11 protein-coding genes are annotated in these 15,684 nt (G+C 66.3%); 3 read left to right on the forward strand and 8 right to left on the reverse strand.

All coding sequences use genetic code 11. From position 1 onward, the window contains the following. Window positions 1–68: 68 nt before the first annotated feature. Window positions 69–1,046, reverse strand: a complete 978-nt coding sequence (locus tag MHZ35_RS02910; protein ID WP_239434332.1) for a ParB/RepB/Spo0J family partition protein — start codon at window positions 1,044–1,046, stop codon at window positions 69–71. 255 nt (window positions 1,047–1,301) lie between these two features. Beyond that, on the reverse strand, window positions 1,302–2,504 hold the full coding sequence (locus tag MHZ35_RS02915) for an AAA family ATPase (RefSeq protein WP_239434286.1): 1,203 nt from the start codon (window positions 2,502–2,504) through the stop codon (window positions 1,302–1,304). Window positions 2,505–3,054: 550 nt separating this feature from the next. Between MHZ35_RS02915 and MHZ35_RS02920 the strand changes: the two genes are divergently transcribed. Next, window positions 3,055–4,359 (forward strand): replication protein RepA, encoded by a 1,305-nt coding sequence (locus tag MHZ35_RS02920; RefSeq protein ID WP_239434333.1) that lies wholly within the window; start codon window positions 3,055–3,057, stop codon window positions 4,357–4,359. 239 nt (window positions 4,360–4,598) lie between these two features. Here the strand turns inward: MHZ35_RS02920 and MHZ35_RS02925 are convergent, their stop codons facing one another. The 4 genes from MHZ35_RS02925 to uxuA all read right to left on the reverse strand — a co-directional run bounded on the left by MHZ35_RS02925 (window position 4,599) and on the right by uxuA (window position 10,303). Continuing rightward, window positions 4,599–5,360 carry an ABC transporter permease gene (locus tag MHZ35_RS02925; protein WP_239434288.1) on the reverse strand — a complete coding sequence of 254 codons (762 nt, stop codon included), beginning with the start codon at window positions 5,358–5,360 and terminating at the stop codon, window positions 4,599–4,601. Then, complete coding sequence (locus MHZ35_RS02930) at window positions 5,357–6,286, reverse strand: ABC transporter ATP-binding protein (protein WP_239434290.1); 930 nt, start codon at window positions 6,284–6,286, stop codon at window positions 5,357–5,359. The genes MHZ35_RS02925 and MHZ35_RS02930 overlap by 4 nt, the downstream gene beginning before the upstream one ends. Window positions 6,287–6,426: 140 nt before the next feature. Further along, window positions 6,427–8,931, reverse strand: a complete 2,505-nt coding sequence (locus MHZ35_RS02935) for a PhoX family protein (protein WP_239434291.1) — start codon at window positions 8,929–8,931, stop codon at window positions 6,427–6,429. A gap of 196 nt (window positions 8,932–9,127) precedes the next feature. Further along, a complete protein-coding gene (uxuA, locus tag MHZ35_RS02940; protein WP_239434292.1) occupies window positions 9,128–10,303 on the reverse strand; it encodes a mannonate dehydratase in 1,176 nt (391 codons plus the stop codon). Between the two features lie 166 nt (window positions 10,304–10,469). On the opposite strand from uxuA, the gene MHZ35_RS02945 reads away from it, so the two are divergent. Both MHZ35_RS02945 and MHZ35_RS02950 read left to right on the forward strand, forming a co-directional pair. After that, the gene (locus MHZ35_RS02945) at window positions 10,470–11,963 is read left to right on the forward strand and encodes a UxaA family hydrolase (RefSeq protein ID WP_239434293.1); all 1,494 of its coding nucleotides are present in this window, start codon (window positions 10,470–10,472) and stop codon (window positions 11,961–11,963) included. A gap of 58 nt (window positions 11,964–12,021) precedes the next feature. After that, window positions 12,022–12,780, forward strand: a complete 759-nt coding sequence (locus MHZ35_RS02950; RefSeq protein WP_239434294.1) for a FadR/GntR family transcriptional regulator — start codon at window positions 12,022–12,024, stop codon at window positions 12,778–12,780. A gap of 2 nt (window positions 12,781–12,782) precedes the next feature. Here the strand turns inward: MHZ35_RS02950 and MHZ35_RS02955 are convergent, their stop codons facing one another. Both MHZ35_RS02955 and uxaC read right to left on the reverse strand, forming a co-directional pair. Continuing rightward, window positions 12,783–14,222, reverse strand: a complete 1,440-nt coding sequence (locus tag MHZ35_RS02955) for a mannitol dehydrogenase family protein (protein ID WP_239434296.1) — start codon at window positions 14,220–14,222, stop codon at window positions 12,783–12,785. Window positions 14,223–14,245: 23 nt separating this feature from the next. Continuing rightward, entirely contained in the window at window positions 14,246–15,661 is a 1,416-nt protein-coding gene (uxaC, locus tag MHZ35_RS02960) for a glucuronate isomerase (RefSeq protein WP_239434297.1), read from the reverse strand. Window positions 15,662–15,684: the final 23 nt, after the last annotated feature.

A 15,684-nucleotide genomic window follows, 5' to 3' on the forward strand; every position in this document is an offset into this window, starting at 1 on the left:
CCCGGCCCTGGCAGCCAATCCTGCGCGCGGGGCCGTCTAGGAACCGGCGCCTACCTCCCCGCTGCCGATCAGAGCGGCAGCAGGTCCTCGATCGCCTTCAGCAGCTCTGCCCTGCTTGCCGCAGGCTTGGCGGGAATCTTGATCGTCACTCCCCCGCCCCGGCCCTTGGCGTAGCGCAGGATCGCCTTTCCGCTCGGCCCGCAAACCTCCTTCTCGCCTGCCGCCTTCGGCGTCGGCTTCACAGTCGCACGAACGAGCCGTTTTGCCACTTCCGGGCCGCTGAGCCGCAAGCCGCGGGCACGTTCTTCCGCAACCCGTCTCGCCTCCTCGCGCATCAGCGTGAGGGCCCTCGGATCGTTCGACAGCGGCTTGATGTCGCGCGCGATCCTGACCGTGATGTCGTGGGTGTCGGCGAAGGCGGCGACGATCTCGTCCGGAAGGCGCGCCACGTCTAGAAGGCGGCTAAGCCACGACCGCGAGAGCTTCAGATGCTCCGCCATTTGCGCCTGGGAGCCATCGTAGAACTCGGCGAGCGCGAGCGTATATTCCTTCGCCCGCTCCCAGTCCGAGATGTCCTTGCGCGAACGGTTCTCGACGTCCGAGATCCGGAACGCCTCTTCATCGCTGACGCTCTGGATCGTGACGAGATAGTCGAATTCGGGGTGGTGATGCGCCCGGAGCCATTGCACCGTCCACCAGCGCCGAACGCCCGCGATGATCTCGAAGTCGTGATCCGGATCATCCTTCAAGCGGCGGACGATTGCAGGAATGCGCTGTTTCTTGGCGGCAAGGAACGAGTCGATCAGATCGCGACACGTCTCTTCGCTCAGATGATCCAGATCGCGGTTGTGCAGCCTCCAGGGCCGGCACCGCGCCGGGTCGACCCACTCCGTGCGATCGGCGACGGTCTTCCCCGTCGCGATGCGCGCGAGCGTCTGGCTGCGGCTGGCGATGATGCCTTCCGACGGGCTCGACTTGTCCAGCTGGCTTTCGTCGTCGAGGTTCTCGGTGAACATCGAGCCGAAGCCTCTATTTCCCTTAGCCATTCGGCTCGTTCCTTCCACCTTCCGCGGCCGGCACGCCGCGTGCTCCAGACCTCGGTTGCCACGTGGCAACATCCTCACCATGAGCCTTTCGACGACCGAACGCCGCACGCGCAGTCGAGCGACTGACAACCCGTAAGTTATTGTTTGTTGGCATAATTCGCTGCTGGTTGCCACGTGGCAATCGCTCTTCCGGCTGTTGCGAAAGTCCGAGATGCGCGACCGCTATTGGCCACCGTTGCCACGTGGCAACGCGCCTCAAAGCTGATCCCCCGCCCTGCTCGCCCATGTCCGCAAAACATCCTGCTCGATGTCCCGGCACACCTCGTTCAGGTGCTTCATGCAGCGGTTATACACCTCATGCGAGGTGACCGGCTTCTCCAATTCGAACACGGTCTTCATCCGGGAGCTGGCATTATCGATCTCGGCACTCGTCACCATGACTGACGATGACATCGATCCGCCGAACACCTGACGCATCATCGACAGCACCTCCCGATGCATCGACTTGCTGTCGTCCACGCGGCTGCCGACGAGACGGATGAAGTTATAGGCCGGCCGCCCCCTGCCCGCGAGCTCTTCGAGCTGCTTCATGGTGGTTTTGGCCATGTCGATGAACGACACGGTCGATGCGAAGTCGACCAGGCTCGGCGGCACGGGAATGACCATGGCGTTCGCAGCCTGGAGCACTGCCATCGAGACCATGCCCAGGGCAGGCGGCGGGTCCATGATGACCACGTCATAGTCGTCCACGACCGTGTCGATCGCCTCGGCGATCAGATCGATGATCGCCAGGTTCTGATTTCGCGCCAGATACCCCGCAATCTCATACTCGAGGTTGTAGAGGCGCAGGTTGGCAGGGATGAGATCAAGGCCGTGGAAGTGGGTCTTGCGGATGATTTTTCGGATCCCCAGCAACTCCGGATTGTGGAAATGGCCATAGAGCGTGTCGTCCTCACCCAGATCCACGTCCGGGCGGTATCCGAACATCATGGTGGAGGACGCCTGGCTGTCGCAGTCGATGAAGAGAACCCGGTAGCCCCCGATCGCGAAATGCTGGGCGAGATGCAGCGCGATCGTCGACTTGCCTACGCCGCCCTTGAAGTTGCAGACCGAGATGATCGCCGGCACGTCGCCAGGATCCCGCCAGGGGCGGGTGCCGAACACCTCGCGCATATGGTCCAGCTCTTCGAGCGTATACTGCACGCGGTGCCCGGAGGCGGTCCGGCCACGCTCCGGAAGACGCCCGTCCCGTTCGGCTTCGCGGATCGCGGATGCGGTTCTTCCCACCAGCTTGGCGGCCTTGGAGATGGGGAAGGTCGGGCCACGCTTCTGCCCGGTTTCGGGGTCTATGGCGCTGTCGCGGATCCGCTTCAGGATCGTGAGCGCCTTACGATGGAGGACCTCCAGTCCGCCCTCGATCAAGTCCTCGTCCCGGACGTGTGCAGGTTCAGTGGCCATTTCAATCCGCTTTTGAAGAGTGCGACCCCGTCCGTAGCTTTCCTGGCAGTTTCGAGCAACGATCGGCCACCAAAGTTACAATTTGACCGATGATCTTCGAGCACATTCAACAGGGGCGGTCGCAATACCGGGCGGGAGGCGGGCTCCACGGGGGCTAACAACCTCGGCAAGATGGCCGCTGCCGGAGGCGGGCCAAGCCAAACTGCGGGCGGAGACCACTAGCTCAGGATCGTACCGATGATCTCGGTGCGGGGCGATGATCTCGGTGCGACGGGGCGATGATCTCGGTGCGTTTCCACCGATGATCTCGGAGCGCTAACCTATAATAAGAAACCCTGTATCAAAACCGATACGCGAATCGGCTTTGATGATTTTCCGGAGTAAGGCGCAGGGGAGGGCGGTCCACCCGTTTAGCACCGAGATCATCGGTGGAATTGCAGGTTTTGCCGCGAGATCGGCTCGCAAACTGCCAACCATCTTGATTTCGGCGTCCAAAGCTGTTGAACACGACTCATCCGAGGCCCGCGAGATTCGGGGAAGGGCAGAGACGATGAGCGGGGAAGAGCACAGGCCGATCGGGCATCAGTACGCCCTAGCGATGCTCGACGGGGGAGCGGCGCGCGTTCGGGAGGTGGCTACTGCATCCGGGACGCAGGGTACGTTGGACGCGTTCCTTCGGGTCCATGACGAAGAGCCAGTGCCCGCCTTCCTGCACTCGGCGCTGTGCGCGATGTCGCTGCCGACCAAAAGGCCGAAGGACGATACCCAGCCGATCGTTCGGGAAGACGGCAAGTACGCGCTTGCGATCAACCCACGGCCCGTGCTGCAGAACGTCGACGGCAAGTCCGTGCTGCGAAGCCTGGGTGTGCCATATGGCGCCTATCCGCGGGTCGCGTTGATCTACCTGCTTTCCCAGGCCGTGATGAAGCGGTCGCGCGATGTCTATCTGGGGCGCAACTTCACCGAATGGATGCGTCGCCTTGGATACCAGACCGTCTCCTATGGGCCACGGGGTACGGCGAACCTCATGCGGGAGCAGGTTGATCGGCTGCTCGCCTGCGAGTGGCAGATCCGCTGGGACGGCACGGGCGCGGAAGACAATGCGTTCGCGGTTCGCGATGTGAAGATTTCCAATGAATATGCAGGTTCGCTGGACAAGAACGGTGCTTTCGCACGCGAAATCCGGATGTCGGAGGTATTTTACAGCCACCTCATCGAGCACGCGGTTCCTCTCAACGAAGTGGCGATCCGGGAGCTGAAGGGGACACCCACCGCACTCGATCTCTATACCTATCTTGCCTATCGCCTGCCTCGAATCAGCTCCGACAAGGGGCAGGTGATCTCATGGGATCAGCTGGCGAAGCACCTCGGCAACGACGCCGATAGCAAGCGCTTCCGGCAAACCGTGCGGGAGACCATGCAGCTCGTCTCGGCGGTCTATCCGAACGCGAACGTGGACCTCTCCGGTCGCAAGGTCATCCTCCATCCGTCTCCCGCTCCGATGGAGCGCAAGCTGGTCGGCCCCCATCTTCGCCTCGTGAGCCCAGCGGCTCCGGAAAAGGCTCCGAGATCATCGGTTCGGGCAAGGGCAGGGGAAGGCGATGCACGCGGCAAGGACGGTGAGCCACGCGTCGCCTTTCCCGAAGGGACTCTCTCCTATGGTGACCGTGAAAAGGCGTTCCGCGCCATCGGGCTCAGCAAGGGGCATCCTTGGTCGGTCGATGACATGGCGGCGGCCTTCCGGAAGGGGTTTCCCGACATCAAGAAGCTGAGGACGGAAGCCGAATGGCTTCGCGTCTGGGAAGCGTTCGTGATCCGGTACGCCGAACGTCGAGCGCTGCGACCCGACGAGTGACCGATGATGTACGAGCCGTTTCCCCCGAACGGCTCGTAGTTTTTGCGCGCCATGAACCTGTCTCGCCCGCCTTCGGTGCCTCGCCAGGGGGGCATCGAAGGCGGAGCGACGGGAAGTCACGATCCTTCATCTTCCCCGCAGCCCCTGATGAACGCCTACGCTCATCGAGCTTCAGCGCTCACCATACGGCGATCGTTTACCCGGGTGAGAGAGCAGGGAAGGGGCCGCGACTGGAGCAATCAGTTCTTCAGCCGCCAGCCGCTCTTGAAGATCCAGGCGACGATGGCGAGGCAGGTCACGAGGAACCCCAGCGTCACGGCCAGACTGACCGCAATGTCCACGTCGCCCTTGCCGAAGAAGCTCCAGCGGAAGCCGCTCACCAGGTACACGACCGGGTTGAACAGGCTGATCGTCCGCCACGGCTGCGGCAGCATGTCAATCGAATAAAAGCTGCCGCCCAGGAAGGTGAGCGGGGTGATCAGCAGCATGGGCACGAAGTTCAGCTGCTCGAAGCTCTTGGCCCAGATGCCCAGGATGAAGCCGAACAGGCTGAACGCGACAGAAGTGAGCAACAGGAAGGCGATCATCGCCGCGGGATGCATCACGGTAAGCGGCACGAAGAAGGCCGAGGTGGCAAGGATGATGGCGCCGATCACGATCGACTTGGTCGCGGCCGCGCCGACATAGCCCAGCACCATCTCCATGGCCGAAATGGGGGCGGACAACAGTTCGAAGATCGTGCCGGTGAACTTCGGGAAGTAGATGCCGATCGACGCATTCCCCACGCTCTGCGTCAGCAGCGAGAGCATGATGAGGCCCGGCACGATGAAGCTGCCATAGCCGACGCCCTCCACGCTCTGCATCCGGCTGCCGATCGCGCCGCCGAAGACGATGAAGTAGAGGCTGGTGGTCAGCACCGGGCCGACGAGGCTCTGCCAAAGGGTGCGGAGCGACCGGGCCATTTCGAAGCGATAGATCGCCCAGATACCATGCAGGTTCATGCCCGTTCCCCCACCAGATCGACGAAGATGTCCTCAAGGCTCGACTTGGAGGTCTCCAGGTCCTTGAACGCGATGTGCCGGTCCGCGAGCGCGCGCAGTAGCGAGGGGATGCCGGTATCCTCCCGGGTCGAATCGAATACGTAGCGCAACGTGGTGCCGTCGTTCACCAGGCTAAGCTGCCACGCTTCCAGGCCGGCGGGCACCGCGTCGAGCGGCTCGACCAGCGTCAGGTCGAACTCGCGCTTGCCGAGTTTCTGCATCAGCGCGGTCTTGTCGTCGACCAGCAGCAGCCGGCCCTTGTTGATGACGCCCACGCGGTCGGCCATCTCTTCGGCTTCCTCAATGTAATGGGTCGTCAGGATGATGGTCGTGCCGCGCTCGCGCAGGCGGTGGACGAGCTTCCACATGTCACGGCGAAGGGCCACGTCGACGCCCGCGGTGGGTTCGTCGAGGAACAGCACCTCCGGCTCATGGGCAAGCGCCTTGGCGATCAGGACGCGGCGCTTCATGCCGCCCGACAGCTCCATGATCCGGGCGTTGCGCTTGTCCCACAAGGACAGGTCGCGCAGCACCTGCTCGATGTAGGCGCTGTGGCCCGAACGCCCGAACAGCCGCCGCGAGAAGGTGACGGTGGCGAGCACGGTCTCGAACATGTCGACCGAAAGCTCCTGGGGAACGAGGCCGATCAGGCGCCGGGCGGCCTTGTAGTCGCTAATCGCGTCGTGACCGGCAACCCGGATCGCCCCGGTCGACGGCGTCACGATGCCGCAGATGATGCTGATCAACGTGGTCTTGCCGGCGCCGTTCGGGCCCAGCAGCGCAAAAATCTCGCCCTTGTTGATGGCGAGGTCGACGTCGTGGAGCGCGGTGAAGCCGCCCTTGTAGGTCTTGGACACGCCGCTCACGGCGAGGATCGGTTCTGGCATGAGGCCCCCTTTGCCGCGCGTAGATAGGAGCGGGCGGGGGGGCATTAAAGCCGTGCCTGCTCCTGGGGGCGCTGTCCCTCTCGCCGGTCGGGGGGGAGCGCGTCCTGTCCAGCCTCACTGGCCGAACAGGACGCACCCGATCAGAGGCCGACGACGCCGCCGTCGTCCCGCGTGATCACGATCGTGGACGAGCGCGGACGCTGGCCGGGCGCCGCGGCCGCCTGGTTCGCCGGCCAGTTGCTGGTGATGTTGGCAGGATTTCCGTTCTCGCCAGGATGCTGGATGTTGACGAACAGCGAGCGGCCATCCGGCGTGGAGTGGATGCCGGTGATCTCGCACTCCTTAGGGCCCACCAGGAACCGGCGCAGGGTCGCGCCGGGCGCCCGACCCGCCCGCGTCGTGACGGTGGCCGTCTGGCCGTCCAGCGTGCTGGTCACCGTCTGCGCCTTGCCGTCGCCGACGATGCCGGGGATCGCCGCCAGCATCATGCAGTTGGTTTGGTCCGTGAATGCGCCGTCGTCGGTCTGCATCCACATCAGCGGCGTGACCTGTCCCGACGGATTGCTCGGCAGGCCGAACCAAAGGCCGTCGGGCGACGAGAAGTCGTTGGTCGCGTCGAGCCCCGACAGGTTGATGCCGGCCGGGTCGAGATCCGACCCTGCACCAAAGGCATAGATGTCCCAGGTGAAGCTGGTTGCCTCCGACGTGTCACCCGCTTCGCGCAACCGAACGACATGCCCGTTCGCATTGCCGCGGGTGGGCGAGCGGCCGTCGCTGCGGGGGTCCAGATACGCGCGCGGATTGGGTGCATCGACCCGGCGCTGGCTCCCGCTCGCCGGCGCGACGGCGCGGTTGCTGTTGTTGGTGAGCGTGCAGTACATCTCGCCCGTGACCGGGTTCACCGCCGTCCACTCCGGCCGGTCCATCGGCGTCGCACCCAGCGCATCGGCCGCGAGGCGGGTTTGGATGAGCACATCGGCCTGACTGGTGAAGCCATTGGCGGGGGTGAGGGGGCCCTGGCCGAAGACGAGCGGCAGCCACTGGCCTTCACCGCTAGCGTCGAAGCGGGCGACGTACAGGGTGCCGGTGTCGAGATACTTGTCGCCTACCGCGAGGCGGTCGGGGCGGTTTGCGTCTGCGGCTGCCCAGGGCTGCTGCGACACGAACTTGTAGATATACTCGTTCTGAGCATCGTCGCCCATGTAGAAGGCCGGACGGACGCCAGCGACCGTGCGGCCGATCTGGCAGCCCTCGTGGTTCATGCGACCGAGCGCCGTGCGCTTGCGCGGCGTGGAGGCGGGGTCGAAGGGATCGATCTCGACGACCCAACCGAACTGGAACGGCTCGTTGCGGAAGTCGCCGGTACCGTCCGCCGGCAGGCCTGCGGATGCGGTCGCATTCCAGCGCCGGAAGATCGTGCTGTCCGCCGCAGCGGGCGTGACCGTGGTCCAACCGTAATTGCCCGTGCGGCCCTCGGCGATACCGTAGCGGGCGAGCGATGCATTTTGCGCCGCTCGACCGGCTGCCGCCCGGGTCGCTGCATCGCCCGCGTTGCGCCGGAAATAGCCGGCCCAGTTCTCTTCATTGGTGAGATAGCTGTGCCAGGGCGTGGAGCCGTTGGCGCAGTTGTTGATCGTGCCGCGTCCGGCGGTGCCGTCCGCCGAATAGGCGGTGCGCAGGCTGGCGTCGCCGCGTGCGGGGCCGTGGAACGCCATCGGCGTATTGGGGGTGATGCGGCGGTTGAAGGCCGACCCCTGTGCATAGCTCCACCCGCCGTTGCTGCCGCGGGTCACCTCGATCACCGAAACGCCATGCGCCTCGATCTCCTTCAGCGCCTCGGCTTCGGGGCGCACACCGGCGACCGAAGTGGGCCCGTTGGCGTGGAGATACGCCTGGGTGATGTTTTCGTGGTTCAGCACCAGCAACCCGCGAGTGCTGTTCGCAGCATCGGGGGCGCTGCCGCTCGCCTGAAGCCCGAAGTAGCTCATGCCGTCATGGTGGTCGCCGGCGCGCCGGGCGAAGTCACCGTCGGTGCCGTTGTTGCCATAGGGCGCAAGCGAGGATGCGATCGGATCGCCCAGGCGGTACAGCACCGACACGGTGTAGCCGGCAGGTACCGCCACGACGTCGGCGAGGCTCTTGGGTACTGCCGCGAAGCCCAGTTCGGGCGCCCCTACCAGAACGGTCACCGTCGCCGATGCGGTCGCGAGATTAGCGCCCGCGCCGGTGAAGCGGAAGGTGAGGTTGGTCGGTGTCGCCACCGCAGGCGCGATGAAGGTCGCAACGTTGGAGGTGGCATTGACCAGCGTGACCGACGTGCCACTCGTCTGCGCCCAGGCGACGCTGCTGGCACTGCCGCCCGAGACCGTGCCGGTCAGCGTCACCACGCGGCCGGCCTTGGCCTCACCCGACGACGTAGCGGACACGGTGAAGCCGGGCGTGGAGCCGGTGTCGTCATCGTCGTCGTTGCATCCGGCCAGCACCGCGCTGCCGAACACGGCCGTCGCCATGGCCGAAATCCCGCCCATCAGGGTCTGCCGCCGCGAATAGCGCTCGGAGACCAGATCGTTCAGATGCCGCGAAGCGGTACGATTGGTGTCGATATCGCCATCGTCATAGCCGATGTCCGTCGTGTTCGAAGTCATGCAGAGCCCCCGAAGTTCTATCACCCTGGGGTGCCTGTGCCCGCGCCGTGCGTCAGGGCGGTGTAAGCTCGGCGAAATCCGCGTTGCATCCCGAAGTCAGGCTGATGACAGCCCTCCCGTGCCGGGTGCTGCCGGCCTGCGCTCCCGTCTCACTCCTCGCTCCTAGAGCGGCCGGCGTGCTTCCCGGTGAATGTTTTCAGGCGACGGTACGTGCCGCCTGCGCAATGCCGCGCTCCAGGCCGCGCAACTCGGCCAGCCCGCGCATCCGCCCCAGCAGCGAATATCCCGGATTGGTGTGCTTGTTGAGGTCGTCCAGCATCTGGTGCCCATGATCCGGACGCATCGGGATCGATCGGCTCTCGCGCTGCTGAAGCGCGTAGACCGCGGCGACGACGGCGGGCATGTTGGCATCGCCTTCCAGGTGCTCCGCCTCGTGGAAGGCGCCATTCGGCTCGCGCTCGACGGACCGCAGATGCAGGAAGCCGATGCGACTGCCCAGCCGTTCGACCATGCCCGGAAGGTCGTTGTCGGCGCGCACCCCGAACGAGCCGGTGCAGAAGCAGAGCCCGTTGGACGGGTTGGGGACCCGGGCGAACAGGTCTGAAACGTCCGCCTCGGTGCTCACCACGCGCGGCAGGCCGAAGATGGGGAAGGGGGGGTCGTCCGGGTGAACGACGAGCCTGATCCCGAGTGCGTCCGCTTCCGGACAGACCGCCTCCAGAAAGGCGATGTGGTTGGCGCGCAGCCGGCCGGCGTGCACATCGGCGTAGGTGTCGATGCACCGGAGGAATTCGGCAGAGGTGAAATGCTCTTCGCTTCCCGGCAGGCCGGCGATGATGGTCCGCTCCAGGCGGAGCCGTGCCGCCTCCTCCATGGCGTGATGGGCGCGGTCGGCGGCATCGCGTATCGCGGGATCATAGTCCGCGGCGGCATCGGGGCGGCGCAGGATATGCAGGTCATAGGCCGCGACCATGACCGGATCGAAGCGCAGCGCGCGGGCGCCGGTCGGTAGCGGCCACGCAAGGTCCGTCCGCGTCCAATCGAGCAGGGGCATGAAGTTATAGGTGACGACGGTGATGCCGCACGCGGCGAGGTTGCGCAGGCTCTGGAGATACGCGTCGATCAACTGGTCCCAGTTGGCCGAGCGGGTCTTGATCCCCTCATGCACCGGCAGGCTCTCGACCACCGTCCAGCCAAGTCCCGCCTCCTCGATCTCCGCCTTGCGAGCGGCGATCGCCTCTCGCGACCAGACGGCGCCGTTCGGCACCTCATGCAATGCGGTGACGACTTCGCTGGCCCCGGCCTGGCGGATATCGGCCAGCGCGACCGGATCCGCGGGGCCGAACCACCGCATGGTCTGCGTCATCATCATGGGCGTCGAACCTCTGGAGAAACGGCACCGCCGGAACGGCGGATGGGGAGGATTCGACGCTAGTACGCAGCCCGCGGTCAGACAAGTAGATGGGCACGATGGCACGCCTTGCAGACGAGGTCCGCTAAAGTTATCTGAGTAATGTCTCCAACAGGCGAACCTCCCGATGCACCTGATCCGTTCCGCGCTCCAGGTCGATCCCCGCGACGATGTGGCCACTGCCCTACGCGATCTGCCGGCAGGGGAGACGGTGACGGTTGGCGATACGACCGTGACGCTCTGCGACCCGGTGGCGAAGGGCCACAAGCTGTCGGTGCGTCCGATTGCGACCGGCGATGAAGTCGTGAAGTTCGGTTGGCCGATCGGACGCGCGACGATCGACATCCCGGCCGGGGCGCATGTCCATACCCATAATGTGCGCACGCTGCTGGAGGAGGCGCAGGAGTATGCCTATGCCGCGGCTCCGCCGGTGTCGGCCGTGCCCGCCGAACCGCGCACTTTCGATGGCTACCGCCGTGCGAACGGGGCGGTCGGTACGCGCAACGAGATCTGGATCCTGTGCACGGTCGGCTGCGTGGGCGCGACGGCGCGGCGGCTGGCCGAGCTCGCCGAGCGGCGCTTTGCGGGTCGCGTGGACGGCATTCACGCGTTTCCGCACCCCTACGGCTGTTCGCAGCTGGGCGACGACCTCGATCATACCCGGACGATGCTGGCGAGTCTGGCGCAGCATCCCAATGCCGGCGGCGTGCTGCTGATCGGCCTTGGGTGCGAGAACAACCAGATGGACGCGCTGCTCGCCTCCGCGCCCGGCATCGACCGCAATCGCCTGCGCTCCTTCACCACCCAGATGGTTAGCGACGAATATGAGACCGGCCTCGCGATGATCGAGGAACTGGTCGCGTTGGCCGAGCAGGACCGCCGCGAGCCGGTGCCGCTGTCGGAACTGGTGCTGGGGCTGAAGTGCGGCGGCTCCGACGGGTTCTCGGGTGTTTCGGCCAACCCGCTGGTCGGGCGCGTCGCAGACGCGGTGGCGAACGCAGGAGGAACCCCGGTGCTGACCGAGATCCCCGAGATCTTCGGGGCCGAGCGCATCCTGATGGCGCGCGCCAAGGACGAGGCGGTGTTCGGCGAGATCTGTACGCTGGTCGAGGACTTCAAGGGCTATTTCGTTGCCCACGGCCAGCCCGTCTATGAGAACCCGTCGCCGGGGAACAAGGCGGGCGGCATCACGACGCTGGACGAGAAGTCCCTAGGTGCGGTGCAGAAGGCGGGTCGAGCGCCCGTGGTCGACGTGCTGCGCTATGGCGAACGTGTGCGGCAAAAGGGGTTGGTGCTGCTGGAAGCGCCGGGCAACGACGCGGTATCCTCAACGGCGCTGACGGCCGCGGGCGCCACCGTGATCCTGTTCACTACCGGGCGGGGGACGCCGATGGGGTTCCCGGCACCCACGCTCAAGATAGCGTCGAACACCGGGCTTGCCGAGCGTAAGCCGGGATGGATCGACTTCGACGCGGGGCCGCTGCTGGAAGGGGAGGCGCCGGAGGCGGTGACCGAACGGCTGCTCGACCTGGTGATCGCCACGGCTTCGGGTGCAGAGACACGCGCCGAGCGCAACGGCGAGCGCGAAATCGCGCTGTGGAAGCAGGGTGTGACCGTCTAAGTCGATGGATGACAGGGCCAGTCGTGCCGCCTAGGCTGACGGGGTGCAGGAACCCAGCATGACCCGACCCGCCGGACGCAAGCTCTACCAGGCGATCATCGACGCCCTTCAGGCCGACATCGTCAGCGGGCGCTTCGCACCGGGCGACCGGCTCCCCACCGAACGCGAACTCGTCGATCGTTTCTGCGTCAGCCGCCTGACGGTGCGGGAGGCGGTGATCGGCATGGAGATCCTCGGACTGGTCGAGGCACGGCGTGGATCGGGCGTCTATGTGACCGCCCACGCGCCGGGGCTGCTGCAGCCGTCCGATCTGGACATCGGGGCGTTCGAATTGATCGAGGCGCGCCGGCTGGTGGAGGGGGAGTGCGCTGCGCTGGCTGCGCTCACCCGAAGCGAGGCGGACGTGGCAGCGTTGCGCGACATTCTGGAGCGGATGATCGCCGAGAACGCGATCGAAAGCCCGGACGAGTATGCCGATCGCGAGTTCCATCGTCAGATCGCCCGGGCGACCGCCAATGACGCGATGGTGCTGACGATCGAGACGCTGTGGGACGTGCGGCATCGCTCGCCCCTCTGCATGGCCGTGCTCGACCGCGCGCGAAGGGCAGGGGAGAAACCGCGCATCGAGGACCATCGGGCCATCCTCGATGCGATCGCCGCGGGCGATCCGGATGAGGCGCGCCACGCCATGCGCCGCCACCTTGGCCGCGTGATCGAGCACTTGCTCGAGGCGACGCAGAACGATGCCCTCGAACGAGCCCGCGCCGAGGCGGCCCAGTTGCGGGATCGCGCAAACCGTTTTTCCGCGATCCGCTGATCCTACAGCCGGGCGAGGGTCGCGCGGGCGCCCTCCGTCTCCAGGCGGTGCAGCCAAGCCGCGAGAAGCTGTGCTAGCGCGGCGTCCTCGGCCAGAGCAGGGGGGAAGATCGCATCGAGCGCGAGCAGCGCCGTCACCTTCTCCTCGGCCGTGACGGTGCCCTCCAGCGCTGCGGCGGTGCGCGCAGCGAGTGGATCGTCGACGGTAAAGGCTCTGCCCTGATCGTCGATGCCCTCTTGCCAGCGCATCCACGCGGCAACGGCGAGCTTCAGGGCGGGGCAGCGGGTATCCGCCGCGCGACACGCAGCGATGCTTGCGAGCAGCCGCTGCGGCAGCTTTTGCGACCCGTCCGTCGCGATCTGCCGGGTACGGTGCTGGAGCGCGGCGTTGGCGAAGCGCGCCATCAGCTGTGCCCGATAGGCTGCGACGTCGAGGCCGGGCGGCGGCGACAGCGTCGACTCCGCCTCCTCCCACAACCGCTCGACGAAGCGACGGCCTTCGGGCAGCGCCACTACCTCGTGCACGAAGTCGATGCCCGCGAGACCGCCGAGATAGGCGATGCCCGAATGTGCCCCGTTGAGCAGCCGGAGCTTGGCCTCTTCCCAGGGCGCGACATCGTCGGTGAGTTGGACGCCAAGCGCCGCGAAGTCCGGTCGCGGACCCGCGAAGCGATCTTCGATCACCCACTGGGAGAAGGGCTCGGTCTTGACCATCGCTTGGTCCTCCACGCCCAAGGTCCGCGCGAGTTCGGCGACATCGGCATCGGTGGTCGCGGGAACGATCCTGTCGACCATGGTCTGCGGGAAGGCGCCCTCCGCCTCGATCCAGGCGGCGAGCTCCGCGTCGTGCGCGGCGGCCATGCGCAGCACCGCCTGGCGCAGCCGCGCACCATTGTGCGGCAGGTTGTCGCAGCTGATCGCGGTGAAGGGGGGAAGGCCCGCAGCGCGGCGGCGGGCCAAGGCCGCGACCAGGAACCCCGGGGCGGTGCGAGGCGCCTTGAGGCTGGCGAGGTCGGCAGCGACATCCGCATCCGCCTCGATCAACGCGCCTGTCGCGGGATCGAGCTTATAGCCTTTTTCGGTGATCGTCAGCGTGACGAGATGCGTGTCGGGGCTGGCGAGTGCGGCGACGACAGCCGCCGGATCTTCGGGCGCCACCAGCACGGTCTGCACCGCCCCAATCAGCTGCAGGCGCCGGACGTCGCCCTCGCGCTCCACCAGCGTGTAGAGTCCGTCCTGCGGTACCAGCTGGTCGCGCACGCCCGGAGAACGCAGCGATACGCCGATGATGCCCCAGCGCAGGTCTCCCGCGGTGAGCGCGGCGTCGAATACCGCGGCCTGATGTGCGCGATGAAAGGCGCCGATGCCCAGGTGGACGACGCCCGCCTTCACGGCGGCGCGGTCATAGGACGGGCGGGCGACTTCGGCGGGCAGCGTTGCCAAGGTCGCGTTCCAAAGGCGTGCGCTCACAGCTTGTAGGCCTGCTTGACGAGGTCATAGGTCAGCGCCTGCGCGACCTCGTGCGCCTCGTCTTCCGGCAGCCGATGCTCGGCGACGAGGCGCGCAAGGAAGGCGCAGTCCATCCGGCGGGCGACGTCATGGCGCGCGGGGATCGACAGGAAGGCGCGGGTGTCGTCGTTGAAGCCGACCGTGTTGTAGAAGCCGGCCGTCTCGGTCACCCGCTCGCGGAAGCGGCGCATGCCTTCGGGGCTGTCGTTGAACCACCAGGGCGGGCCGAGGCGCAGCGAGGGATAGTGGCCGGCGAGCGGCGCGAGCTCCCGCGCATAACTGTCTTCGTCCAGGGTGAAGAGGATGATGTTGAGGCGCGGGTCGGAGCCATAGCGGCTGAGCAGCGGATGGAGCGCGCCGACGAAGTCCGTCGCCATCGGGATATCGGCGCCCTTGTCGCGGCCGAACTGCGCCATGACGGTCGCATTGTGGTTGCGGTGGACGCCGGGGTGGATCTGGAGCGTCATGCCGTCGTCAATGCTCATCCGGGCCATCTCGGTGAGCATCTGGGCGCGGAACAGCTCGGCCTCGGCGGCCGTGCAGCTACCGGAGCGGACGCGGGCGTAGAGGCGCTCGGCTTCCGCTTCCGAGAGATCGGCAGTCGCGGCGCTGGGGTGGCCGTGGTCGGTCGCAGTCGCGCCGCCGACCTCGCGGAAATAGGCGCGACGGTTCTCGTGGGCGCGCAGATAGCCCTTCCAGCTCGACACGTCCTCACGGGCCAGCTCGCCCAAGCGCTCGACGTTCTGCTGGAAGCCCTCGAAATCGGGGTCGAGCGCGGGGTCGGGGCGATAGGTTGTGATGACCTTGCCCTGCCATCCGCTCGCGCGGATCGCGCGATGGTGGTCGAGCGCGTCCAGCGGACCCTCGGTGGTGGCGATCGCCTCGATGTTGAACCGCTCGAACAGCGCGCGCGGGCGAAACGCCTCCTGCTTCAGCGCGGCGTCGATGGTGTCGTAGTAGGTGTCGGCGTTGGCGGCCGACAGCACCTCGTCGAGCCCGAAGATTTCGGCGAACACCCAGTCGAGCCACATGCGCGATGGGGTGCCGCGGAACAGGGGATAGTGGCCGGCAAAGCGGCGCCAGATCGCGCGCGGATCGGCCTCGGTGGGACCCCCGTCGACGCGCGGCACGCCCAATTCCTCCAGCGGCACGCCCTGGCTGTAGAGCATGCGGAAGACATAATGGTCCGGGATGATCAGGAGGCTGGCCGGATTGCCGAACAGCTCGTTGCGGTCGAACCAGGCCGGATCGGTGTGCCCATGGGGCGAGAGGATCGGAAGGTCGGCGATGCGCTCATACAGTCGCCGCGCGATCGTCCGGGTGGTCGGATCGGCCGGCAGCAGCCGATCAGGGTGGAGCGAAAGCTTGGTCATCGAACGGCCTCGGGCAGAAAGGG

The sequence above is a fragment of the Sphingomonas sp. ACRSK genome, from assembly GCF_022346685.1.
Taxonomy (GTDB): domain Bacteria; phylum Pseudomonadota; class Alphaproteobacteria; order Sphingomonadales; family Sphingomonadaceae; genus Sphingomonas; species Sphingomonas molluscorum.

Excerpts from the sequence above, each read along its gene's own strand:
- MHZ35_RS02910 (WP_239434332.1), bottom strand. The coding sequence starts at position 1,046 with ATGGCTAAGGGAAATAGAGGCTTCGGCTCGATGTTCACCGAGAACCTC.
- MHZ35_RS02915 (WP_239434286.1), bottom strand. The coding sequence starts at position 2,504 with ATGGCCACTGAACCTGCACACGTCCGGGACGAGGACTTGATCGAGGGC.
- MHZ35_RS02920 (WP_239434333.1), top strand. The coding sequence starts at position 3,055 with ATGAGCGGGGAAGAGCACAGGCCGATCGGGCATCAGTACGCCCTAGCG.
- MHZ35_RS02925 (WP_239434288.1), bottom strand. The coding sequence starts at position 5,360 with ATGAACCTGCATGGTATCTGGGCGATCTATCGCTTCGAAATGGCCCGG.
- MHZ35_RS02930 (WP_239434290.1), bottom strand. The coding sequence starts at position 6,286 with ATGCCAGAACCGATCCTCGCCGTGAGCGGCGTGTCCAAGACCTACAAG.
- MHZ35_RS02935 (WP_239434291.1), bottom strand. The coding sequence starts at position 8,931 with ATGACTTCGAACACGACGGACATCGGCTATGACGATGGCGATATCGAC.
- uxuA (WP_239434292.1), bottom strand. The coding sequence starts at position 10,303 with ATGATGATGACGCAGACCATGCGGTGGTTCGGCCCCGCGGATCCGGTC.
- MHZ35_RS02945 (WP_239434293.1), top strand. The coding sequence starts at position 10,470 with ATGCACCTGATCCGTTCCGCGCTCCAGGTCGATCCCCGCGACGATGTG.
- MHZ35_RS02950 (WP_239434294.1), top strand. The coding sequence starts at position 12,022 with ATGACCCGACCCGCCGGACGCAAGCTCTACCAGGCGATCATCGACGCC.
- uxaC (WP_239434297.1), bottom strand. The coding sequence starts at position 15,661 with ATGACCAAGCTTTCGCTCCACCCTGATCGGCTGCTGCCGGCCGATCCG.